Raw genomic sequence first — 20974 nt, forward strand, 5'->3', positions numbered from 1 at the left:
TTTTACGGAGGTTTCACCTTTAAAAAAGTAATCATGAAGCATCGTTTTGTGTTTTTATTATTGATTTTATCTTCTGCGATGTTTTCGCAGGAAGATGCATGGGTGTATTTTAAAAATAAACCAAATGCGCAAGCGTCTTTAGATGCTCCTCTTTCAATTTTGACACAACGTGCTTTAGATCGAAGGGCCAATCAAAATATTGTGTTAGATCTTACCGATGCACCTGTAGAGGATTCTTATATCAATCAGATCAGATCTAGTACAGGAATAACTGTAATGGCAAAATCAAAATGGTTGAATGCACTCCATATTCGGGGAACTCAGACTGATATTTCGGCACTTAAATTATTGTCATTTGTAGATAAAGTAATTTTTGCGAATAAAAATTTAAATACTACTTCTAAAAAAGTTGCAGAAAGTCAGACATCTCAAGCAAAAGACAAGCTTAAATCAGCTACTGATTATGCCTACGGTTCTTCGGCAGGTCAGATAGAAATGTTAAACGGACAAGTTTTACATCAACAGAATAAAACAGGTTCAGGAAAAGTAATTGCGGTTTTAGATGCCGGTTTTCCGGGTGTTAATACAGCTTTACCTTTTAAGAAGCTAATCGACAACAATCAGATTTTAGGAGGATATGATTTCGTTAATAGAAATGTCAATTTCTATTCAGGAGACAGTCATGGAACAATGGTGCTTTCGACGATGGGTGGTTATAAAGAAAACGCCTTAGTGGGTACGGCTCCCGATGCTTCGTATTATTTGTTTATTACAGAATATGACCCTACTGAAAATCCCGTCGAAGAATCGTATTGGGTAGAAGCAGCAGAGGAAGCTGATCGTGTAGGGGCTGATATTATAACAACTTCTCTGGGGTATTTTGAGTTTGATAATGCCAATTATACTCATACTTATAGCGATATGAATGGCACGACCAATTTTATTTCCCGTGGTGCTGAACTGGCTTTTAGTAAAGGAATAATCGTTGTGGCCTCAGCAGGAAATGAAGGGGCTACTTCAGAGCCTCATATTGGTGGACCGGCAGATGCCGTTTCGGTAATTACGGTGGGTGCTGTAACAGCTTCAAAAGTTAAATCCGGTTTTAGCTCGATCGGTCCAAGTTCTGACGGAAGGATTAAACCGGAAGTTATGGCACAGGGAACCGCTGCTGTTGTGTCGGATACTGCAGGAAATATTACAACTATAAATGGTACTTCATTTTCCTGTCCGATTATGGCAGGGATGATCGCTTGTTTGTGGCAGGCTTTTCCATCAAAAACAAATAAAGAGATTCGGCAAATGATTTTGCAGTCTTCAGATCGATATACGGCGCCCAATAATAACTACGGCTATGGAATTCCTAATTTTGGAGCCAGCTTAGGAGTAGAAAATTTCCAGTCATTAGATGCTGTTTTTTCTGTATTTCCAAATCCTACCCAGACAACAGTTTCCTTTTTGTTTGAAAACAATACTGCTTTTGTTTCCATTTACTCTGTTTTAGGACAAAAGCTGATCGAAAAACAAATTACCAATCAAAATCCGATTCTTTCTGTTGAAGCATTAAAAAGCGGACTCTATTTTTATACTTTTGAGGCAGATGGTCTCCATAAAACAGGAAAGATAATCAAACAATAATTACATTTTTGAATGAACAGAATTACACAACTTTTTAATATTAAATATCCAATTATTCAGGGAGGAATGATTTGGAATAGTGGTTATAAATTAGCAGCTGCAGTAAGTAATGCAGGAGGTTTAGGATTAATTGGAGCGGGTTCTATGTATCCCGAAGTATTACGCCAACATATTCAGAAGTGCCAGCAAGCCACCAGCAAACCTTTTGGCGTTAATATTCCGATGTTATATCCCAATATTGAAGAAATTATGAATATTGTGGTTGAAGAAGGGGTGAAAATTGTTTTTACTTCCGCCGGAAACCCAAAAACCTGGACATCTTTTTTAAAAGAAAAAGGAATCACAGTAGTGCACGTAGTAAGTAGTAGTGTTTTTGCCTTAAAAGCGCAAGAGGCCGGAGTTGATGCTATTGTAGCGGAAGGATTTGAGGCAGGAGGACACAATGGACGTGATGAAACGACTACCCTAACTTTAATCCCAATGGTTAAAGAGAAAATTCAGATCCCGGTTATTGCTGCGGGAGGAATTGCGACGGGTAGGGGGATGTTGGCTACCATGATTTTGGGCGCCGATGGTGTTCAGGTGGGAAGCCGTTTTGCTGCTTCAGTAGAATCTTCGGCACATGATAATTTCAAAGAAACTATTGTTAAAGTTAAAGAAGGGGATACACAATTGACACTGAAAGAACTGGCTCCGGTTCGATTGGTTAAGAACAAATTCTATCAGGATGTTCAGGAATTATATGAAAAATGTCCTTCAAAAGAAGATTTAGTACAGCTTTTAGGAAGAGCAAGAGCTAAAAAAGGAATGTTTGAAGGAGATCTTGAAGAAGGTGAACTTGAAATAGGTCAAATCGCGGGACTAATTCATGAAATTTTACCGGTAGAGCAAATTATTCAACAAATGATGTCCGATTTTGAAGCTGCCTGCCAGGAAAAGGCTAAATTTGAATTTTAAATTACCTGCAAGAAATACAATATGAATCCTATACGCACTTTTATACTTTTACTTTTTTTCGGACTTGGTTTACAGCAAGCTTATAGTCAGTCTTATCAATTTAAAACTTCAGGTTTTAGTGTTTTGGAAAAAAATGAAGAAGGAAAATGGGGAGAATGGTCTAATCTTGATTTGGTCAATTTGTCTGTGATTCTGGATACCAATAAACACAGAATTGTTGTTTATTCACAGGAAATTCAGCTTTTTAGCATTTTAGATTATATCGAACGCGAAGAAAATGATACCGATATTGTGTATTCTTTTATGTGTAAAGACAATGATGGTGTAGCCTGCAAGCTATCAATCATCACTCGAAAAAAACAGGATTTCCGTAAACAGCTTTATATCAACTACGACGACCGTATTATTGTTTATAATATTTTTAGTGTGTAGTTATAAAGGATGTAAATAGTACTTACTGTTTTTATTAAAAATAATATTCGGACCCGATAGGTTTTTAAAAACCTGTCGGGTTTATTTTTTTAGATGAATTGGCCTTAGTATTACTTTTTCTTACGAAGATATCGTAAATTATTAGTTGATTCACTTCTTTAATATTTATCAGTTTTTGTATTGCTTTGATGTATGGATAAAAGAGATGTAAGAATTACCCGTTTTTCAGATAAGACAAATTTATGGAATGATATAAATTTGAGAGATGGAATAGTTCCATAATAAAAAAATATTAATATTTAATTTGTTACATTTTGAGAAAATTAATTAAAAGTTATTTTGTATTAGTTCTACTAATGTTGTCGGGTTCGGGAATTGTTTTTCTTTTTAACTCCTGTTCAAACGAAAATTATTATGAAAAAGAGAATTCTGTAGATAGTACAGAACAGCTAAGAAATTTTCAAAAAGCAATGGAAATTGCAGGAAAAGATGCTATAGCTAATGCTTCTACAAATAAAAATATTAATTTTCAGTCAAGTAAAGAGCAATCAGCAGAACAATATGTACAACAGATTTCTAGTGATGCTTTAGTACTTATTAAATCTTATGGCGTCACAGAACAAGATCTTATAAATCAGTTTGGTAATCTTGATCCTGAAAAAATGGCTATTACTGCACAGTTAATTGTCGTTGAAGAGCAATTACTTAGTCAAGGACAAACATTATCAATTTTTACACAAGAAGATTATCAGTTGGCAACTTCATCTTTTCCAGGTGAAAATACTACGATACAAAGTAATGGTAATACTGTAGGAGGTTGTGTATTAGAAGCGATAGGTGTTAGGGTAGTTGTTCAGGCTTTAGTAGGTGATCTTGCAGCTTTGGGAACTGCAGGGGTATTGAAAATAGTTGGTAATGTCGCAACTAAATATGCAGGAGTTATAGGTGGAGCTGTTATGGTCTACCAATTTGCTGACTGTATGGGATGGCTTACAAGTGCTATGATAGGCGGTGGGGCTAGTGATGTCTCAAGTTTTGATGATTTGGTATTGATAAAACCGATCGCAGGTTATTTTATTAAAAATTATGTTTACATATCGAAAAAAAGTCTGAATTTTAAATCAATAACAAATTTTCAGATCGACAGAAATTTTAATTATCCAATATATATACCTGAGACAGACGGTTTTTTCACTGGTGAGCCTGATAGTGGAAAAGACTTTATTTATACTTTTTCAAGTAAGCAAACTATAAATGGTAGGAAGTTAGATGCTTCAACTATTAAAGAAGCTACTAGATTTAATTAAATTTAGTTAGTCTTAAAATAAAGTAAAATCCTGTTGTGATAAAACAAAATAATTTTAAAACAAACATAAATGTGGAGTAATATTTTAGTAGGTATTTATGTGTTGATATTAATATTCAACGGATATTTATGGTATAAATACAATAAAAGTGCATCTGAGGATCAAAAAAAGAAAGAAGGTTGGAATAATTATTATATAATTGCTACGATATTTATTTTGGTACTTTTGTTTCAGAAGTTAAATCTTTAAACTAGAGAAAGTTAAAAGTAAATGCGACGTTTTTTTTAACTTCGTCGCATTTGTTTTTATAATAAATTTAAATTCTCAAATAGTGAGAATCACTCAATATCTTTAATAAACTCGTCGTACTCTAAGTAAAACATCTCAAGAGCATGCATGTTTTCATTGAAGAAATCAAAAATGGCGTCCCAGTTGTTTCGGTTGCTAAAACCAACTCCGGTTTTTTCGATCCAGATTCGGCTTATAGTTTTGCCACTTTCAAGCGTGTAGTTTTTTTCGAAAACCAAATCTTTAATGAATTCTTCTTCTAAAATACTTTTTAACGCTTCAATTTTTTCAAAATAGGCATTTCGTTTTTCATCACTTCGGTGTTCAACATCAATTAAAACTTGTGCTTTTTTATTATCAACATAAAATTTAAAAGAGAAATCTTTAATTTTGGTATCATAAAGTACCCATTTGCGAGGGTATTTTTCAGCGAATGCTACCCAGAATTCTCTTTTTATCTTTTGTGATTCTTCTTTACTGTACATTTTTAGGTCTTGATTTTAGAAAACTTGTAGAACCGCGTTTTCTGGACTATATTTATATTTTATTTAAAAGTACAAAAATAAACTTTGCTTATGGATTTTCAAGATTTTTTGCAATATGTTCCTGATTTAATTCCAGTAGTACTACCGGCGGAGTCAGCACATATCAAAATGGCTCCAAAAGAACGCGTCGAAGCCTTAAAGAATCTTGATTTAAAAGATAAAAATCCGCGTATTGCAGCGGTCATGATGTTGTTTTATCCTAAAAACGGGAAAACTCATCTGGTACTAATCGTCCGAAATGCTTATAATGGAGTTCATTCGTCGCAAATTGCATTCCCTGGTGGGAAATATGAAACAACTGATGCTGATTATGAAGAGACGGCCTTACGGGAAACCCACGAAGAAGTAGGTGTTGCACCTGAAAAAATAAGGGTAATCAAGCAGTTTACTCCTATGTACATTCCGCCAAGTAACTTTTTAGTGCATCCTTTTTTGGGAATTTCAAAAGAAGAGCTTTTGTTTTATCCGGATATCAGAGAAGTAGCTGATGTCATAGAATTACCGCTTTCGGTTTTTCTGAACGACGAAATTGTTATCGAAGTCACATTATCAACTTCTTATGCTAATAATGCTTTAGTTCCGGCATTTAATATTCAAAATCATATTGTTTGGGGGGCGACAGCTATGATATTGAGTGAATTGAGAGATGTTTTAAAAATAACTTTTGACAACAAAGCATAAAAGAAAAAAATAACAATTTGATATTCATAATTATAACAGTTTTTGTTGAAATTGTTTTATGGTATCGCTAAAAGAATAATTTTTGTATGTTTGCGTCCTAACAAAAAAATACACTTGACAGCTATGGGATTGTTTAAACGAAATCCTTTTGGACATATATTATTCATCAAGAAATGGTTGATCCGTATTTTGGGAGCCATGACTCACCGAAGATATAGAGGTTTTAATGAATTGCAGATTGAAGGATCTGAGATCATTAAGACATTGCCAGATACAAATGTTTTGTTTATATCAAATCACCAGACCTATTTTGCTGATGTTGTAGCCATGTTTCATGTGTTTAACGCAAGTTTAAGCGGACGTCAAGATACGATTAAGAATATTGGTTATTTGTGGCAGCCGAAGATGAATATTTATTATGTCGCTGCCAAAGAAACCATGCAAGCTGGTTTATTGCCAAGAATCCTGGCTTATGTTGGAGCTATTACAGTTGAGAGAACCTGGCGTGCAAAAGGTGTCGATGTTACAGAAAAACGGGATGTTAACCCAAATGATACTGAAAATATCAGAATTGCACTTGAAGACGGCTGGGTAATTACCTTTCCGCAGGGAACAACCAAATCGTTCAAGCCTGTTCGTAAAGGAACGGCACATATCATAAAACAGCATAAACCTATTGTAATTCCTATCGTTATAGACGGTTTCCGTCGTTCATTTGATAAAAAGGGATTGAGAATGAAGAAGAAAGGAATTTTACAATCTTTTATCATCAAAGAACCTCTTGATATTGATTATGAAAACGATACCATCGAAGAAATCGTTGAAAAAGTAGAATATGCAATTGAGCAGCATCCTTCTTTTTTAAAAGTTATTCCAGCTGAAGAAATTAAAGTAGAGGAAGAACTTAATAAAATGAGGAGATGGGATTATTAGGGATTTTAGATTTCTGATTTTAGATTGTTTTTTTGTTTCAGGTTTCAAGTTTCAAAATAAGCTTAGTTTCTTAGTGCCTTAGTATCTCAGTGCTTCCTATCAAAAATCAATTTTCTTTAACTCTTTATAATTGGTATACAACCTGCGCAATAAGGTTCCGTAAAGCAATCTATAGATACCCCAGAACATTCCAAAAAGTACTACGGTAAGTAATACCATCGCACCGATTGAAAACAGCATCGCTTTTCCGTTTAATGCTAGTTTTTCTCTAATAAGTTCCATATCAGGATTGTAAACATATCCGATGAAAAAGCTTAGTATAGACGAAACCACAAGCATACCTAAATTGTACCAAACGTAATATTGAACCGTTTTTCGGGTTTTTAATATACTGCTCATTAATAATTTGGTAGAAACCGTAGTGGTGATGGTTTTGTAGTTTTTATAGAAAAAGTAAATAAAAACAAAAATCACGACATAATTAAAATACATTAAAATGTCCATAAACAGGATAATCTCAGGATGATTCATTTTCTTTAGATCAGCGTCTACATTAGAAAAGTAATTTGACAGTGTCCAAAACAGAACCTCTAAAATGCTAATAATTAAAATCCACTTCACGATCGAAGATGATTTTTTGTGAATCATTTTGTAGATTTCCTTTTCCGATATTTGTTCAAAAGAATCCGAGTTCTTTTGCCAGTCTTTTTTTAATAAATCCAGTTCTTTCATAATAATTTTTAAGGATTTAGTATTTTTTTAAGTTTCCCTTTAATTCTATTCATTTTCACACGAGCATTCACTTCGCTGATTCCTAAGGTTTCTGCTATTTCTTGATAATCTTTGTCTTCTAAATACATAAAAACTAATGCTTTTTCGATGTCATTAAGTTGGTAAACGGCTTTGTACATCAATTTAATCTGTTCTTCTTCTTCATAATTGTAATCTACATCTTTTATAAAATGCTGATGACTTTCATATTCTACGGTTGATACGGTTCGTTTAGTTTTTCGGTATAAGGTAATGGCGGTATTTAAGGCAACACGATAAGTCCAGGTCGAAAATTTGCTGTCGCCTCTAAATTTCGGATACGCTTTCCAGAGCTGAATGGTGATTTCCTGAAACAAATCTTTGTGAGCGTCTTCACCGGCAGTATATAACCTACATATTTTGTGGATTATATTCTGATTTGCCTGCAATTGCGCAACAAATGATTGTTCTAGATTTTCGCTCATAAATTTATTAGTAGTACTGAAAGCTATTTTGTTACAGCTTACAATCATTTTTTTCTGCAAAAGCTTATTGAAATTAAAATAAATTCTTCTTTTTGAATCTGAAATTATAACTCTATAAATGTTATATTTTAATAAGCTGTGGCAATAAAAATTATAACTCTTTGGTTTTGTAATAATTCACCATTAAATCTACAAATTTACTATAACCCTCCAAACCATCTTTTTGATGGTTTATCTTTAAAAAGTTGTCATAAAAAACATGAAAGCCTTTATCGATAAAAGTATCATATTGTTTCCAGAAATCCTGGCTTTCCTGATAATTTTTTAAAATACCAGGGTGTGTTTGTTTTTTTAATTGTTTGAAAATAGTTTCATTTTTGACCTGCCAGATTCCTAAACAATACCTTAACGCAAAGCTGTAACCGGAATATTGGTAATACAAATTATCATTTTTGACAGAAGCCAGTACGCCAATAAAATTACATTCACTCTCGCTTGCATAGCCCATTTGATGTGCCATTTCATGACAAGTTGTTACAGGGAAATTATACATAGGCAATAAATCATTTACCTGTGCTTCGTTGGTGAATGGATTTAAATAACCTCCAAAACCCATATAAGTCAAAGGCAGACTAAAGAGTGATTTTTTAATGCTGGGAATTTCATATTTGAAGTATGAGTAGTCTTTTGTAAGATTTTCATATCCGTTTAAATTCATTTTGAAAGCCTCATTTTGAGAGTAAGGGAAGACAATCTTTGAATTGTTATTTTTAGTAATCTGAAATTGGATTTCATTTGTTTTTATAATTAGCTTTTTTGTAAAAGACAATAATTCAGCATCGGTATATTCTTTTTGGATCTTCATTTTTTCAAAAAGAGGTTCTCTGTAGTAATTTAATGCCCAAAGCAAGTGGAAGAAAAAGTAAAATATAGAGAGAACACTTAAAGCTTTTAAAAGATGGTCTTTCCATTGGAGTTTCCATGTTTTGCGGGTTTTCCAAATCCATCTGATCAAAAATAAAATCAAGACAGAATAGATGATGTCTCCAATAGAAAATGGTATTTTGCCTAGAAGTATTCTTGACAAGTGGGATATTTTCAAATACAATCCGTTACTGTAAACGCACTCAATGAATTCCGGAAAGTAGGGGAGAATCTTTAAAAGGATAATCTGGACAAGGAGAAATAGAGGTAAGATGTATTTTGATTTCACAATTTTAAATTTGGATACGTAAATATAAATACAATATTAGAACTAAAAAAGAAGCGTTTTGAGGAATTTGTTTTTTGCGGATAGGATTAGTGCTAATTCGTGAAATTTTTGACGAAAAAAGCATTTAAACTTTGTAACTTTGGAACTCTTAATTGTTAAACTACAAAGAAAATATAATGAGTCAGGAAATAAGAAATCTGGAACCAAAGGCACTATGGAATAAGTTTGCCGATTTAAATGCTGTTCCGCGTCCGTCAAAGAAAGAAGAGCGTGTAATTGAATTTATGAAAAACTTTGGAAACAGCTTAGGTTTAGAAACTTTTGAAGACGAAATTCGAAATGTAATCATCAGAAAACCGGCAACTCCGGGAATGGAAAACCGTAAGGCAATTGTAATGCAGGGACATCTTGATATGGTGCACCAAAAAAATGCCGACACTGTTTTTGATTTTGACACACAAGGAATTGATATGTATGTGGATGGTGACTGGGTTCGTGCGCGTGGTACTACACTTGGTGCTGATAACGGATTGGGAGTAGCAACAATTATGGCGATTTTGGAGAGCAAAGATATTCCGCATCCGGCAATCGAAGCTTTGTTTACAATTGATGAAGAAACTGGAATGACCGGGGCTTTAAATCTTAAAGGAGGCATTCTGCAAGGACAGATTCTTTTAAATTTAGATACAGAAGAAGACGACGAAATTGATATTGGTTGCGCTGGTGGAATTGACGTAACGGCTACAAGAACGTATAATGAAGAAGAAGTTCCGGAAGGATCAGTTGGTCATATTATTACTGTAAAAGGGCTTAATGGAGGTCACTCGGGAATGGATATTCATAAAGGATTAGGTAATGCTAATAAGATTATGAACCGTTTGTTATTTGATGCTTTTGAAAACTTCGGTTTGCAGGTAGTGGAGATTAATGGGGGAAGTTTGAGAAATGCAATTCCAAGAGAAAGTGTCGCTAAAGTAATTATTTCTGAAATGTTTGATGAGGCCTATATTTTTGATATGCAGGAAATCATCAATGATATTAAGGCTGAATATAAAACCACTGAACCGAACTTATCTATCGAAATCGTAAAATGTGATTTACCGGAGAAAGTAATGGATTTGGGAGTTCAGGAGGGTATTATTCGTGCAATTTATGCGGCTCACAATGGTGTTTATAGAATGAGTGCTGATATGGATGATTTAGTGGAAACATCAAATAATATTGCTAGAGTAATTGTAAAAGATGGCGAAATAACAATTGGTTGTTTAACGCGTTCTTCTGTTGAAACTTCAAAGTTTGATTTGGCTAACGCTTTACGTTCTGCTTTCGAGTTAGTAGGTTGTGAAGTAGAACTTTCTGGTTCTTATCCGGGTTGGACTCCAAACGTAAATTCTGAAATTTTAGATACTTTGGTTGGAATCTACGAAAAACAAAATAACGAGAAACCAAAAGTAGTAGCTTGTCATGCAGGTTTAGAGTGTGGAATTTTAGGAACAAATTATCCGGATATGGATATGATTTCTTTTGGGCCAACAATCCACGGTGCGCATTCTCCTGACGAGAGAGCAAGTATTTCATCAGCACAGAAGTACTGGAAATTTGTATTGGAAATCCTTTCGAATATTCCGGTTAAATAGTATTAGTATTCAGTCGCAGTCTCAGCATTAAGTTTTAAAGAACCGTAAGCTGAGACTGTAAACTGAGATTACGAATTAATCTCGCTTAGGCGAATTTTTCTTTTCCCTTTTTTCTTCTTTCTTTTCTTTAGCCGTTTTTAACGGTTCTTTTTTTGCTGTTTTCTTAGCATCCTGACCTTTTGACATAATTTTTTTATTTTAGTTATTTGATTGATATATTGATAAATGTAAGAACTATTTTTATTACTTATTAGTTGTTTTGCTGATATACTTCAACAGAGTCTTTGGTAAGTCTTTCTTTTAGCCACAATTTTATTTTTTGTTTGGTTTCTGAATCAACTTTTTTCTTACTTTGAAAAAGTACTACAGGAATTATTTTTGATTTACTGGGTTCTTCTTCAATATTGTAATTTCCAATTTTTAAGGAACTAATAGTAGGAAAAAGTATTTTTGCTTCGTTATTAATCTGAGCAGTGTTGAATTGATATTGTTCTAATTGACTCCGGAGATTGTTAATTAAGATGTCTTTCTGATCGACCACACTTTGATTGCTGTTAATTTGATTCATAATGTCTTTTCTTAGATTAACAGTGTCTTGTCTGATGATTAATTGGGTATTAGACAGATCGTAATTGCTTAGTTTTTTGTTTAAATCTACAATTTCTTCATCGTTGAATTTTTTGGCTAAAAAAGCCAGCTCAATTCTTCTGGGGGTAGTATTGTATTTGATTTTCTTATAAATAATAGGATAATCTTTGTCGAGGAATTCCTTTTGTATAAAAACTTCGGTTCGGGAGGTATAGCTTTTTTGAATATATAATTGATAGGCAAAATAGATACTCGGAACAATTAATAGCAGAATGAGTAGTGTAATGCCGTATTTCACTCTCTTTTGCTGTTGCAAATCCAGTTGTTTTGTAATGGGATAGTTTAAGAATTTTACGATCACAAAAGTTGCAATGCAGATAAATACACAGTTGATTGTATAAAGATAAAGCGCACCAAAAAAGTAAGTGTAATTTCCAAGTGCAAGTCCATAACCGGCTGTACAAAGGGGCGGCATAAGGGCAGTTGCAATAGCTACGCCTGGAATCGGGTTTCCTTTTTCGACTCTGGTAACGGCAATTACACCTACTAAACCACCAAAAAATGCGATTAGAATATCGTAAATATTAGGAGAAGTTCTTGCTAATAACTCAGATTGTGCTTCTTTGAATGGACTAATATAAAAATAAATGGCCGAGGTAGCTAAACTCACAACTGTTGCAATCAACAAGTTTTTCATTGATTTTTTTAGAAGTTCAAAATCATACATTCCCAAACCAAAACCGGCGCCAACAATAGGTCCCATTAAAGGGGAAATAAGCATGGCGCCTATAATTACGGCCGTAGAGTTTACATTTAAGCCTACAGAGGCGATAATAATGGCACAAGCAAGAATCCAGATGTTGGACCCTCTAAATGATATTGCACTGGTTATGTTTTCGATTACCGATTTTTTGTTTTCTTCACCTTTTTGAAGATCAATAAAATTTAGGATTTTTTGAGTAATATCTGTCATGGTATTGGCTGTATTATTTTTTCTGGAAACGGAATTCTCAAGAGTAGTAAGATGTCTAATTTACTTAAAAAAACAATCAAAACCTTCAATTTTGAAAGAAAGTGTATTAGATAAGCATTAACTTGTCAGATTAAACAATAAAAAAATCCTCAATTTTAAAAATTGAGGATTTTGAGTTAAGAGTAGTTTTTTAATTCCTTTTGAGTACTTTATATTGTTCGTAACATCCGCTAATAGCATCCATAATCTGTAAATCATTTGCGGTTTGTATAAAGGAATCTGAGTAGTTACAGCGTTGCAGGATTTCAGGGATTTCGTCTTTACTGACACCTAAAAGTACGGAGACTGTTTCACGATCGTATTTTGATTCTAACAGATTGCGAACGGTATCATCCTTTCGCATTTCTTTCAGTTTCTTGAGTTCTTTTCCGTTTTTTCCAAAGAAATTGTAAAGCATATCGGCGGGATTAAAAATGGAGCCCAGTACTTTTCCAAAGGCGTTAGGAGAATATTCACCTGCTTCATAACCTTGCGTAAGGCCTGAAATACTGTAGCGATAATTTTCTTTAGTAGGAATTAGTTTGGAATCCACCTCAAGGTAGCCGGTTAGGTTAAATGGTGCAATAATTACTTCTTCCAGTGCAATTGCTTTTTCGGTAAGCTGGATGCGGGTGACTTTGTTTTTAATCCAGTCATTGGTTACTCTGATTCTTAGAGATTGAAAACCTAAAATCGAGAAGTGAATGGTGTCATTAAGCTGAACGTCAATTTCAAAATACCCTTTGGCATCAGACTTTGCGCCACGTACTTTGTTTGTATTGATGATGTTTACGTTAGGAAGAGGTTGTTTGGTGTTGTCGTTGATTACATAACCTGAAACTCTTTGTGGTGCTGTAGACTCGGCGTCTTGTGCGAAACCAACGGCTGATAATAGTGTAAAAAAGAAAACTGCGAAATATTTCATATCCTGATTTAAAGCACTAAAAGTAGTAAATCAGGATTAAATATTTCGCAGTCTTCGAATATAATTATAAGAAAATTAACAAAGGTGGTAGTGTGGCTTTTGGTATTTAAATAAAAAGTGATAAGGAAGATTAAATTTAATTGTTTTGAACTACAAAACTCATTTATAGAGAGTAAGGTTTTAATTGAAAAAATCCCAAATTCCAATTGTGTCTGGAATTTGGGATTTTGTATTTTAAGATATTAAAATATTAATCTCTTCTTGGTCTTCTTGGTCTTGGTGAATCACCAAAGCTTTCAGAACGTCTTGGAGCTCTGTCTGAACTACCTTCGTTTCTTGGAGCTGAGCTTCTAAAGCCACCTTCTCTTCTTGGGGCAGATGAATTTCTGTCGCTTCTGAAACCACCTTCTCTTGGAGCAGAGTTTCTGTCACTTCTAAATCCGCCGCCGCCAGAACCTTCACGTCTTGGGCCAAAACCTCCAGAACCTTCGCGTCTTGGTCCAGAACTACGTCCACCACCACTACGTCCGTTATGATCACGTCTTCCGCCACCATCATTTTTGGAAATTTCAACATTAATACGACGTCCTTCTAATTGCACGTTGTTTAATACTTCCATTACTTTATCAGTATGCTCAGGATCAGTGTTAAAGAAAGAGAAGCCTTCTTTTACATCTACCTTGAAAACGTCATCACGACCTAAGTCTAATGTTTCTTTCAGGTAATCTTTAAGTGTCATCCAATCGAAGTTGTCTCTTGAACCGATGTTTACAAAATAACGAACTGCTCCATTATTGTTGAATTCTCTTGGTTCAGAATCACTTCTTTCGCGTCTCTCTCCAGATTGAGAAGAAATATCTCTGTTCTTTTTGTAGTAAGCAATGAAACGGTTAAATTCTACTGAAACCATTTTCTTAATCAATTCTTCTTTAGATAAACCTTCAAGAACATTGTTAATTGCTGGTAAATAGTTGTCAATTTCGTGATCAACTTCTGTATCTTTAATTTTGTTAGCTAAGTGCAACAATTGAATTTCGCAGATTTCGATTCCGGATGGAATAGATTTTTCTTCAAATTTTTGTTTGATGATTCTCTCGATAGAAGAAATTTTACGCAACTCACTTTTTGTAACAATTACAATAGAAGTTCCTAATTTTCCTGCTCTACCTGTACGTCCAGAACGGTGATTGTATGTTTCAATTTCGTCAGGAAGTTGGTAATTTACTACGTGAGTAATATTATCAACGTCAATACCACGTGCAGCAACGTCAGTAGCAACAAGCATCTGAATTTGTCTTCCACGGAAAGATTTCATTACACCATCACGTTGTGCCTGAGATAAATCTCCGTGCAACGCTGCGGCGCTATATCCGTCTTCAATTAATTTTTCGGCTACAGCCTGTGTATCTCTTTTAGTACGACAGAAAACCACAGAGAAAATATCTGGATTTGCATCGGCTAAACGTTTAAGAGCTTCATAACGATCACGTGCATTTACTAAGTAAAATTCGTGAGAAACTGTTGCAGAACCAGAGTTCTTAGTACCAACAGTAATTTCAACCGGTTCGCTCATGAATTGTTTTGCAATTCTGGCAACCTCTTGTGGCATAGTTGCAGAGAACAACCATGTGTTTTTTTGATCTGGAGTGTCAGATAAAATAGAAACTATATCCTCATAGAATCCCATGTTTAGCATTTCGTCAGCCTCATCAAGAATACAGTAATCTATATTTTTAATGTTTACTAATCCTCTGTTAATCATGTCTTGCATTCTTCCCGGAGTAGCCACAATAATTTGTGCCCCTCTTTTAATTTCTCTAGCTTGCTCTGTAATACTAGCCCCGCCGTAAACTGCTACAACATTAATACCTTTCTCGTATTTTGAGTAGTTTTTAAGTTCGTTGGTAATCTGTAAACAAAGTTCTCGTGTTGGCGATAAAACTAATGCTTGTGTGTTTCTATTGTCAGCATCAATCTTTTGAATTAGCGGAAAACCGAAAGCTGCCGTTTTCCCTGTCCCTGTCTGAGCCAACGCAACCATATCTGTGTCTTTTTCCAATAATAGGGGAATCGCCTTTTCCTGTACCTCTGACGGATTTTCAAATCCTAGATCTAAAATCGCCTTCAGTAACGATTCATTCAATCCTAATTGTTCAAATTTATTCATATGTGTATTTAAAATAGGGTGCAAAATTACTGTTAATTATTCAGATAAACTAATGCTCTTTTAAGAATTATGTATTTGTTATGATTTGATTATCAAAAAGTTATGTTTAATGTAAAATCATTTTTATCAGAAATTGTAGAATTTTCAAAAAAAAAACGTCGTGAATTATCAATTTTGTACTCTAAAATGTTGTATTTTAAACAATTATTTGGTTGAATTCAGGAAATCAATTAGTTGCTGGGTTGCTTTTCCGCGATGCCCTATTTTATTTTTGGTTTCCAATGGTAATTCGGCAAATGTTTGTGTATAATCTTCAGGCTGAAAAATAGGATCGTATCCAAAACCCTGATTTCCGGTTTTTTTCAAAGTGATATTTCCTTTTACGATTCCGGTAAATAAATGTTGTTCACCTTTTAAGTTTAAGGTAATAACGGTCTTGAACTGGGCGCTACGGTCTGATTTGTCTTTTAATGCGTCTAATAGCTTATTCATATTGTCATCGGCATTGCGCTGTTTGCCCGTATATCGGGCCGAATATACGCCGGGTTCGCCATTTAATGCGGTAACTTCCAGACCTGAATCGTCTGCAAAACAATCATATCCGTATTTTTCTGTTACGTAATTGGCTTTCAAAATAGCATTTCCTTCAATCGTATCTGCGGTTTCTTCTATTTCTTCAAAACAGCCAATATCTGAAAGACTTAATAATTGTATAGATCCGTTAAGAATACTCTGAATTTCCTTGATTTTATTTGAATTGTTTGATGCGAAAACGAGTTTCATAAATATTTAAGTTTAAGGTGATTTTTTTTCAATACTAAAGATAGTGATAATACCAAAAGTATAAGCAACAAGATCAGTCCATATAAATTCTTGTCCGAGAACATATCTTCCAAAAAGAGTCTTTCTAAGTTCAATCATCCAATTTTCCTGATAAAGTTGAAGAAATTCTATAATGTAACAAATAGCTAAAGACAGGACCATAATTTGGGATGCTTTTTTGTAAATAAACAGCATTCGAATTAAAAGATAGATCATTACAGCATAAAGAAAATCACCAAGCCATAGCGGAATTTGGGGAATTTTTCTCGAAAGAAGGCCGAGAAAAATGATTCCTATTAGTAAAATGAAATAATAAATGCGGCTATTTTTCAATTGTAATTTTAATTGTAGACATTAGTACATATTTAGGTAAACAAAAGTACAAAGATTCGGATCGGTTCTGCTTATTTTATAAATTTATCGATTCTATAAAACTTGCGTCTAAAATGAACCACATGAATGTAAGAGCCTCCGTTTTGATTACTTTGATACTGTTTCTGACCGGAATTGAGAATTTCGCTCAGAAAAACACTTCGTTTAGTATTAAGGAGCAATTAGAGTATTGCGCAAAACAAGCTTCCAAAACACTAACAATGATTCCGGATGACGGTACTTCGCCAAGATCAGTCCCAAGCGGTAGTGCAACATGGAAATTTGTAAATTATAAAGATTGGACGAGTGGTTTTTGGCCCGGAGAGTTGTGGTATTTGTATGAAGCTACCGGAGATAAAAAGTGGGAGAAAGAAGCTGATAAATTTAGTCGGTTTTTAGCACCTTTGTCTTTTAATAAGGCAAATGATCACGATCTTGGTTTTTAGTTTTTTAATAGTTTCGGAAACGGGTATCGCTTAACAAAAAACAGAGAATATAAAACAATAATTTTAAGAACGGCTGACACACTGGCTACACTTTTTAATCCAAAAACAGGAACTATTTTATCTTGGCCGCATAATAAGTACGGAGGTCATAATACGATTATCGATAATATGATGAATCTGGAGTTGCTTTTTTGGGCTTCTAAAAATGGAGGTAATAAAAAAATGTACGATATTGCAGTGAAACATGCCGAAACGACAATGAACAACCATTTTAGGTCAGATTACTCGTCATATCATGTTTTGATTTACGATTATGAAACGGGAAAAAGAATAAAAGGAATGACCGCGCAGGGTTACAGTGATAACAGTATGTGGGCGAGAGGACAGGCTTGGGCGATTTATGGATTTACGATGGTTTATCGCGAGACCAAAGATCCTAAGTTTTTAGAATTTGCACATAAATTAGCAAGGGTCTATTTAGACAGACTGACCACAGAGGATTTAATTCCGTATTGGGATTTTGATGTGCCCGGAATTCTAAATGAGCCCAGAGATGCTTCGGCAGCAGCAATTGTATCATCGGCTCTGATTGAGTTGAGTTCTTATACAAAAGACGTAGCTTTGAAAAAGGAATATCTGACCAAATCAAAAAAGATGATCGTTTCACTTTCAGAACAGTACCAGAGCGGCGTTGTGAATTCGGCTTTTCTACTTCATTCCACCGGTCACAAACCAGGCGGGAGTGAAATTGATTGCTCCATCAATTATGCTGATTATTACTATTTGGAAGCGTTGTTGAGACTTCAAAAAATTAAAAATTAAAAACTATAAATTATGATCAGAAGAATAAGTAGGGTTTTGTTTGCTGTAAGTTTGGTTTTGCTTTTGATAAGCTGTAAAAACACGAAACAAAAGCTTCAGGAATACGTTACTTCGTACAATGCGACCGCTGCAAATTTTAAAAGCGAAAATGTTACACTCACAACCGCCAGAGGGTATATAAACGACAACAAAATTGAATTGCGATTTGAAACTGATTTGCCGGAAACTGAATCTAATAAGCAAGTGGCTCAGAAAAAATTTTCCAAACTATTGAAAGAACTGATTGGTAAAGATCAAATTTTTAAAGAACTGGTTGAAGAAGGTGTGCAGTTTCATGTTTACTTTTTAGCAAACGATAATACTGTTCTGGCAAAAGAGATCGTAAACAAAGAAGTCATGACTAAATTGACACAGAACTAATTCATATTTTCAATTAGAGATTGAATCTAAAGATAGGGTTAAAAAGGAAGCCTCTTTGCGAAGTTGTAAAGAGGCTTTTTGTTGTTTTAATGTTTGGTTACATTGGTTAGGTTGTCCGGGAAGTAATTATCGGATAAATTCCCAAATTCATCACCACGCATGAAAATATTGATATCTACCTCGCTGAAGCTTTTTTTACCTGCTGCGGCTAAGAGTTCATTGGCAGAATGTAATGTGTTTTTATGGAAATGATATACACGATCGGATTTATCGGTTACTACTAAACCTTTCATCAGCATTTTGTTTTGAGTTGCTACTCCGGTTGGGCATTCGTTATTATGGCAGCGCAATGCCTGAATACAGCCTAATGAGAACATAAAACCACGTGCGCTGTTGCACATATCTGCTCCCAGGGCTACGGCATGTAGAATGGAGTAGCCGGAAATGATTTTTCCGCTTCCAATAATGCGAATCTTATCACGAATGTTTAAACCAATTAATGTTTTGTTTACGAATATTAGTGCAGGTTCAAACGGCATTCCTACACCATCGGCAAATTCTAGCGGAGCAGCTCCCGTTCCACCTTCGGCACCATCAACGGTAATAAAATCTGGAAAAATATTTTCTGCGATCATTTCGTGGCAAATGGCTTCAAATTCTGCTGTATTTCCAATACATAATTTAAAACCAATAGGTTTTCCATTTGACAATTCACGCAATTGTGCAATAAAATGAATAAGACCTTTGCTGTCTGAAAAAGCATGATGCCCGGGAGGAGAAAGGATCATCGTATGAGGCTTAACACCTCTGATTTTGGCAATTTGCTCCGTATTTTTTTTGGCTGGAAGTACTCCGCCATGACCAGGTTTTGCTCCTTGCGAAAGTTTAATTTCAATCATTTTTACATTTGGAAGATTGGCCTTTTCTGAGAATTTTTCAGGATTAAAATTACCTTCATGATCTCTACAGCCAAAATACCCGGTACCAATTTGCCAGGTGATATCGCCGCCACCCGCAAGATGAAATTCGGTTAAACCGCCTTCTCCGGTATTTTGATAGAAATTTCCTTTTTGAGCCCCAATGTTTATGGCGCGAACAGCATTTTCACTTAGCGAACCAAAGCTCATTGCGGATACATTAAATAAAGAGGCAAGATAAGGTTGTTTGCAGTCCTTTCCGCCTACCAGTACACGAGGAAGTTCTTCATTGACCTTTGCAGGGAAAATAGAATGTTTTATTCCTTCGTAACTGTCGTGATTCAGGTTTTGTTGTGTTCCAAAGGGGGTGCTTGAATCAATATTTTTGGCTCTTTGGTAAACTAAAGAACGCTGGTTTCTGGAAAAAGGCTTTCCGTCTGTTGATCGCTCAATAAAATACTGCTGAATTTCGGGTGCAATCATCTCAAATAAATACCTGAAATAACCCAAAACCGGAAAGTTTCTTAGAATTGCGTGTTTCTTTTGAGTGGCATTGTAAACGCCTACTACTAATAAGACAGGCAGAATAATAACCAGTAAAAAACCTCGTTTCGTGTAAAGATAAATTGCTAAAACAATTAGAAACAATAAGAATCCATAGATGAAGAATTTTTTTCTCATGTTTACAAGTATTTAAAAAGTAATAATTTGTAGTTAATTGAATCGCAGGCGTACATAAACATGTTTAATACCTTTTTTGTCTGATTCTCTTTCGTCGATTTCAAGAATATCAGTTAATGATTTTAACATAGGAGTAAGTTTAGAAAAACCATAATTTCGGGGATCGAATTCAGGTTTCTTCTTTACAATAAGATTTCCGACATCTCCTAAAAATGCCCAGCCATCGTCGTCTTCAATATCTTCAATGGTAGCTTCTATAAGGTCAATTGTTTGTTTGTCAATTTTATGCAGTGCTTTTTCAGCAGGTTTTTCGGCCGATTTTTTGGTATCGGTTGTAGTTGCAACTTTGGGTTTCTTTTTCTGAATAGCACCGTCCAGAACTTCAATGTATATGAATCTGTCACAGGCAACAATAAAAGAATTAGGGGTTTTCTTTTCTCCAATACCGATTACTTTCATACCGGATTCACGTAACCGAATGGCGAGACGCGTAAAATCGCTGTCGCTCGAAACAATACAAAAACCGTCTAGTTTTCCCGAATAAAGTAAATCCATCGCGTCGATGATTAGAGCAGAATCGGAAGAGTTTTTTCCAACAGTATAACTGTATTGCTGTATCGGAGTGATAGCATGTTCAAGTAAAACGCCTTTCCAGCCGTTAGAATTTGGTTTTGTCCAGTCAGCGTAAATACGTTTTGTGGTTGGTGTCCCAAATTTCGCAATTTCTTCCATCATTCCTTTTACATTGCTGTAGGGTACATTATCGGCATCAATAAGAACGGCTAGTTTTAGATCTTTTGAAGTGCTTAAAGCCATTATTTTGGTTTTAGAATTTGTAGTTCATTTTTTTAAATGCTCTTTAAAATTAGTAAAAATAAAATGATTTGAGTCTTTTTGGTCGAATTTATAACTGGTATAAATTGCATTTTTTTTGAATGA

21 protein-coding genes and 1 pseudogene are annotated in these 20974 nt (G+C 34.6%); 11 read left to right on the plus strand and 11 right to left on the minus strand.

Features of this window, described 5'->3' with window-relative positions; all coding sequences use genetic code 11:
• Positions 1-33 precede the first annotated feature (33 nt).
• The 5 genes from AC3IS6_RS13110 to AC3IS6_RS13130 all read left to right on the plus strand — a co-directional run bounded on the left by AC3IS6_RS13110 (position 34) and on the right by AC3IS6_RS13130 (position 4580).
• Positions 34-1635 carry a S8 family serine peptidase gene (locus tag AC3IS6_RS13110; RefSeq protein WP_489159955.1) on the plus strand — a complete coding sequence of 534 codons (1602 nt, stop codon included), beginning with the start codon at positions 34-36 and terminating at the stop codon, positions 1633-1635.
• A 12-nt stretch (positions 1636-1647) separates the two neighbouring features.
• The gene (locus AC3IS6_RS13115; protein ID WP_489159956.1) at positions 1648-2592 is read left to right on the plus strand and encodes an NAD(P)H-dependent flavin oxidoreductase; all 945 of its coding nucleotides are present in this window, start codon (positions 1648-1650) and stop codon (positions 2590-2592) included.
• A 21-nt stretch (positions 2593-2613) separates the two neighbouring features.
• On the plus strand, positions 2614-3024 hold the full coding sequence (locus tag AC3IS6_RS13120; protein WP_489159958.1) for a hypothetical protein: 411 nt from the start codon (positions 2614-2616) through the stop codon (positions 3022-3024).
• Positions 3025-3338: 314 nt separating this feature from the next.
• Positions 3339-4331, plus strand: coding sequence for a hypothetical protein (locus AC3IS6_RS13125; protein ID WP_489159959.1), 993 nt, complete (start codon positions 3339-3341; stop codon positions 4329-4331).
• A gap of 69 nt (positions 4332-4400) precedes the next feature.
• Complete coding sequence (locus tag AC3IS6_RS13130; protein ID WP_489159960.1) at positions 4401-4580, plus strand: hypothetical protein; 180 nt, start codon at positions 4401-4403, stop codon at positions 4578-4580.
• 89 nt (positions 4581-4669) lie between these two features.
• Here the strand turns inward: AC3IS6_RS13130 and AC3IS6_RS13135 are convergent, their stop codons facing one another.
• A complete protein-coding gene (locus AC3IS6_RS13135) occupies positions 4670-5104 on the minus strand; it encodes a DUF4268 domain-containing protein (protein ID WP_489159962.1) in 435 nt (144 codons plus the stop codon).
• A 90-nt stretch (positions 5105-5194) separates the two neighbouring features.
• On the opposite strand from AC3IS6_RS13135, the gene AC3IS6_RS13140 reads away from it, so the two are divergent.
• On the plus strand, positions 5195-5845 hold the full coding sequence (locus tag AC3IS6_RS13140; RefSeq protein WP_489159964.1) for an NUDIX hydrolase: 651 nt from the start codon (positions 5195-5197) through the stop codon (positions 5843-5845).
• A gap of 123 nt (positions 5846-5968) precedes the next feature.
• The gene (locus AC3IS6_RS13145; RefSeq protein WP_173966898.1) at positions 5969-6778 is read left to right on the plus strand and encodes a lysophospholipid acyltransferase family protein; all 810 of its coding nucleotides are present in this window, start codon (positions 5969-5971) and stop codon (positions 6776-6778) included.
• Positions 6779-6877: 99 nt separating this feature from the next.
• Here the strand turns inward: AC3IS6_RS13145 and AC3IS6_RS13150 are convergent, their stop codons facing one another.
• The 3 genes from AC3IS6_RS13150 to AC3IS6_RS13160 form a co-directional block, all read right to left on the minus strand.
• The gene (locus AC3IS6_RS13150) at positions 6878-7510 is read right to left on the minus strand and encodes a DUF8845 family protein (protein WP_489159966.1); all 633 of its coding nucleotides are present in this window, start codon (positions 7508-7510) and stop codon (positions 6878-6880) included.
• Positions 7511-7518: 8 nt separating this feature from the next.
• Positions 7519-8013, minus strand: a complete 495-nt coding sequence (locus AC3IS6_RS13155) for an RNA polymerase sigma factor (RefSeq protein ID WP_089481356.1) — start codon at positions 8011-8013, stop codon at positions 7519-7521.
• A 151-nt stretch (positions 8014-8164) separates the two neighbouring features.
• Positions 8165-9226: a DUF3810 domain-containing protein gene (locus AC3IS6_RS13160; RefSeq protein ID WP_489159968.1), complete on the minus strand. Its 1062-nt coding sequence runs from the start codon at positions 9224-9226 to the stop codon at positions 8165-8167.
• A gap of 176 nt (positions 9227-9402) precedes the next feature.
• Between AC3IS6_RS13160 and AC3IS6_RS13165 the strand changes: the two genes are divergently transcribed.
• Positions 9403-10863: an aminoacyl-histidine dipeptidase gene (locus AC3IS6_RS13165; RefSeq protein ID WP_489159969.1), complete on the plus strand. Its 1461-nt coding sequence runs from the start codon at positions 9403-9405 to the stop codon at positions 10861-10863.
• Between the two features lie 250 nt (positions 10864-11113).
• Here the strand turns inward: AC3IS6_RS13165 and AC3IS6_RS13170 are convergent, their stop codons facing one another.
• The 5 genes from AC3IS6_RS13170 to AC3IS6_RS13190 form a co-directional block, all read right to left on the minus strand.
• On the minus strand, positions 11114-12424 hold the full coding sequence (locus AC3IS6_RS13170) for a DUF389 domain-containing protein (protein WP_489159970.1): 1311 nt from the start codon (positions 12422-12424) through the stop codon (positions 11114-11116).
• 190 nt (positions 12425-12614) lie between these two features.
• Positions 12615-13388 (minus strand): carboxypeptidase-like regulatory domain-containing protein, encoded by a 774-nt coding sequence (locus AC3IS6_RS13175; RefSeq protein WP_395338940.1) that lies wholly within the window; start codon positions 13386-13388, stop codon positions 12615-12617.
• 250 nt (positions 13389-13638) lie between these two features.
• Positions 13639-15555 (minus strand): DEAD/DEAH box helicase, encoded by a 1917-nt coding sequence (locus tag AC3IS6_RS13180; RefSeq protein ID WP_489159972.1) that lies wholly within the window; start codon positions 15553-15555, stop codon positions 13639-13641.
• Between the two features lie 204 nt (positions 15556-15759).
• Positions 15760-16338: a non-canonical purine NTP diphosphatase gene (locus AC3IS6_RS13185; protein WP_489159974.1), complete on the minus strand. Its 579-nt coding sequence runs from the start codon at positions 16336-16338 to the stop codon at positions 15760-15762.
• Positions 16339-16350: 12 nt separating this feature from the next.
• Complete coding sequence (locus tag AC3IS6_RS13190; RefSeq protein ID WP_489164922.1) at positions 16351-16593, minus strand: ribosomal maturation YjgA family protein; 243 nt, start codon at positions 16591-16593, stop codon at positions 16351-16353.
• A gap of 239 nt (positions 16594-16832) precedes the next feature.
• Between AC3IS6_RS13190 and AC3IS6_RS13195 the strand changes: the two genes are divergently transcribed.
• The 3 genes and pseudogenes from AC3IS6_RS13195 to AC3IS6_RS13205 all read left to right on the plus strand — a co-directional run bounded on the left by AC3IS6_RS13195 (position 16833) and on the right by AC3IS6_RS13205 (position 18437).
• Entirely contained in the window at positions 16833-17195 is a 363-nt protein-coding gene (locus tag AC3IS6_RS13195) for a hypothetical protein (RefSeq protein WP_489159976.1), read from the plus strand.
• Between the two features lie 36 nt (positions 17196-17231).
• A pseudogene (locus tag AC3IS6_RS13200) lies at positions 17232-18017 on the plus strand (glycoside hydrolase family 88 protein); the annotation flags it as partial.
• 12 nt (positions 18018-18029) lie between these two features.
• Positions 18030-18437, plus strand: a complete 408-nt coding sequence (locus AC3IS6_RS13205; protein WP_489159977.1) for a hypothetical protein — start codon at positions 18030-18032, stop codon at positions 18435-18437.
• Between the two features lie 86 nt (positions 18438-18523).
• On the opposite strand, the gene AC3IS6_RS13210 is transcribed toward AC3IS6_RS13205, so the two are convergent.
• Together AC3IS6_RS13210 and AC3IS6_RS13215 are read right to left on the minus strand one after the other, a co-directional pair.
• Entirely contained in the window at positions 18524-20035 is a 1512-nt protein-coding gene (locus AC3IS6_RS13210) for an FMN-binding glutamate synthase family protein (RefSeq protein ID WP_489159979.1), read from the minus strand.
• A 33-nt stretch (positions 20036-20068) separates the two neighbouring features.
• Positions 20069-20851: an NYN domain-containing protein gene (locus AC3IS6_RS13215; protein ID WP_489159981.1), complete on the minus strand. Its 783-nt coding sequence runs from the start codon at positions 20849-20851 to the stop codon at positions 20069-20071.
• Positions 20852-20974 lie beyond the last annotated feature (123 nt).

The sequence above is a fragment of the Flavobacterium sp. KH_035 genome (assembly GCF_057839565.1).

What these genes read in the sequence shown, in the direction of transcription:
- AC3IS6_RS13120 (WP_489159958.1), top strand. Translation starts at nt 2,614, where the DNA reads ATGAATCCTATACGCACTTTTATACTTTTACTTTTTTTCGGACTTGGT.
- AC3IS6_RS13145 (WP_173966898.1), top strand. Translation starts at nt 5,969, where the DNA reads ATGGGATTGTTTAAACGAAATCCTTTTGGACATATATTATTCATCAAG.
- AC3IS6_RS13190 (WP_489164922.1), bottom strand. Translation starts at nt 16,593, where the DNA reads ATGATCTATCTTTTAATTCGAATGCTGTTTATTTACAAAAAAGCATCC.
- AC3IS6_RS13205 (WP_489159977.1), top strand. Translation starts at nt 18,030, where the DNA reads ATGATCAGAAGAATAAGTAGGGTTTTGTTTGCTGTAAGTTTGGTTTTG.
- AC3IS6_RS13135 (WP_489159962.1), bottom strand. Translation starts at nt 5,104, where the DNA reads ATGTACAGTAAAGAAGAATCACAAAAGATAAAAAGAGAATTCTGGGTA.
- AC3IS6_RS13175 (WP_395338940.1), bottom strand. Translation starts at nt 13,388, where the DNA reads ATGAAATATTTCGCAGTTTTCTTTTTTACACTATTATCAGCCGTTGGT.
- AC3IS6_RS13210 (WP_489159979.1), bottom strand. Translation starts at nt 20,035, where the DNA reads ATGAGAAAAAAATTCTTCATCTATGGATTCTTATTGTTTCTAATTGTT.
- AC3IS6_RS13195 (WP_489159976.1), top strand. Translation starts at nt 16,833, where the DNA reads ATGAATGTAAGAGCCTCCGTTTTGATTACTTTGATACTGTTTCTGACC.
- AC3IS6_RS13150 (WP_489159966.1), bottom strand. Translation starts at nt 7,510, where the DNA reads ATGAAAGAACTGGATTTATTAAAAAAAGACTGGCAAAAGAACTCGGAT.
- AC3IS6_RS13180 (WP_489159972.1), bottom strand. Translation starts at nt 15,555, where the DNA reads ATGAATAAATTTGAACAATTAGGATTGAATGAATCGTTACTGAAGGCG.
- AC3IS6_RS13115 (WP_489159956.1), top strand. Translation starts at nt 1,648, where the DNA reads ATGAACAGAATTACACAACTTTTTAATATTAAATATCCAATTATTCAG.
- AC3IS6_RS13110 (WP_489159955.1), top strand. Translation starts at nt 34, where the DNA reads ATGAAGCATCGTTTTGTGTTTTTATTATTGATTTTATCTTCTGCGATG.
- AC3IS6_RS13165 (WP_489159969.1), top strand. Translation starts at nt 9,403, where the DNA reads ATGAGTCAGGAAATAAGAAATCTGGAACCAAAGGCACTATGGAATAAG.
- AC3IS6_RS13130 (WP_489159960.1), top strand. Translation starts at nt 4,401, where the DNA reads ATGTGGAGTAATATTTTAGTAGGTATTTATGTGTTGATATTAATATTC.
- AC3IS6_RS13185 (WP_489159974.1), bottom strand. Translation starts at nt 16,338, where the DNA reads ATGAAACTCGTTTTCGCATCAAACAATTCAAATAAAATCAAGGAAATT.
- AC3IS6_RS13140 (WP_489159964.1), top strand. Translation starts at nt 5,195, where the DNA reads ATGGATTTTCAAGATTTTTTGCAATATGTTCCTGATTTAATTCCAGTA.
- AC3IS6_RS13170 (WP_489159970.1), bottom strand. Translation starts at nt 12,424, where the DNA reads ATGACAGATATTACTCAAAAAATCCTAAATTTTATTGATCTTCAAAAA.
- AC3IS6_RS13155 (WP_089481356.1), bottom strand. Translation starts at nt 8,013, where the DNA reads ATGAGCGAAAATCTAGAACAATCATTTGTTGCGCAATTGCAGGCAAAT.
- AC3IS6_RS13215 (WP_489159981.1), bottom strand. Translation starts at nt 20,851, where the DNA reads ATGGCTTTAAGCACTTCAAAAGATCTAAAACTAGCCGTTCTTATTGAT.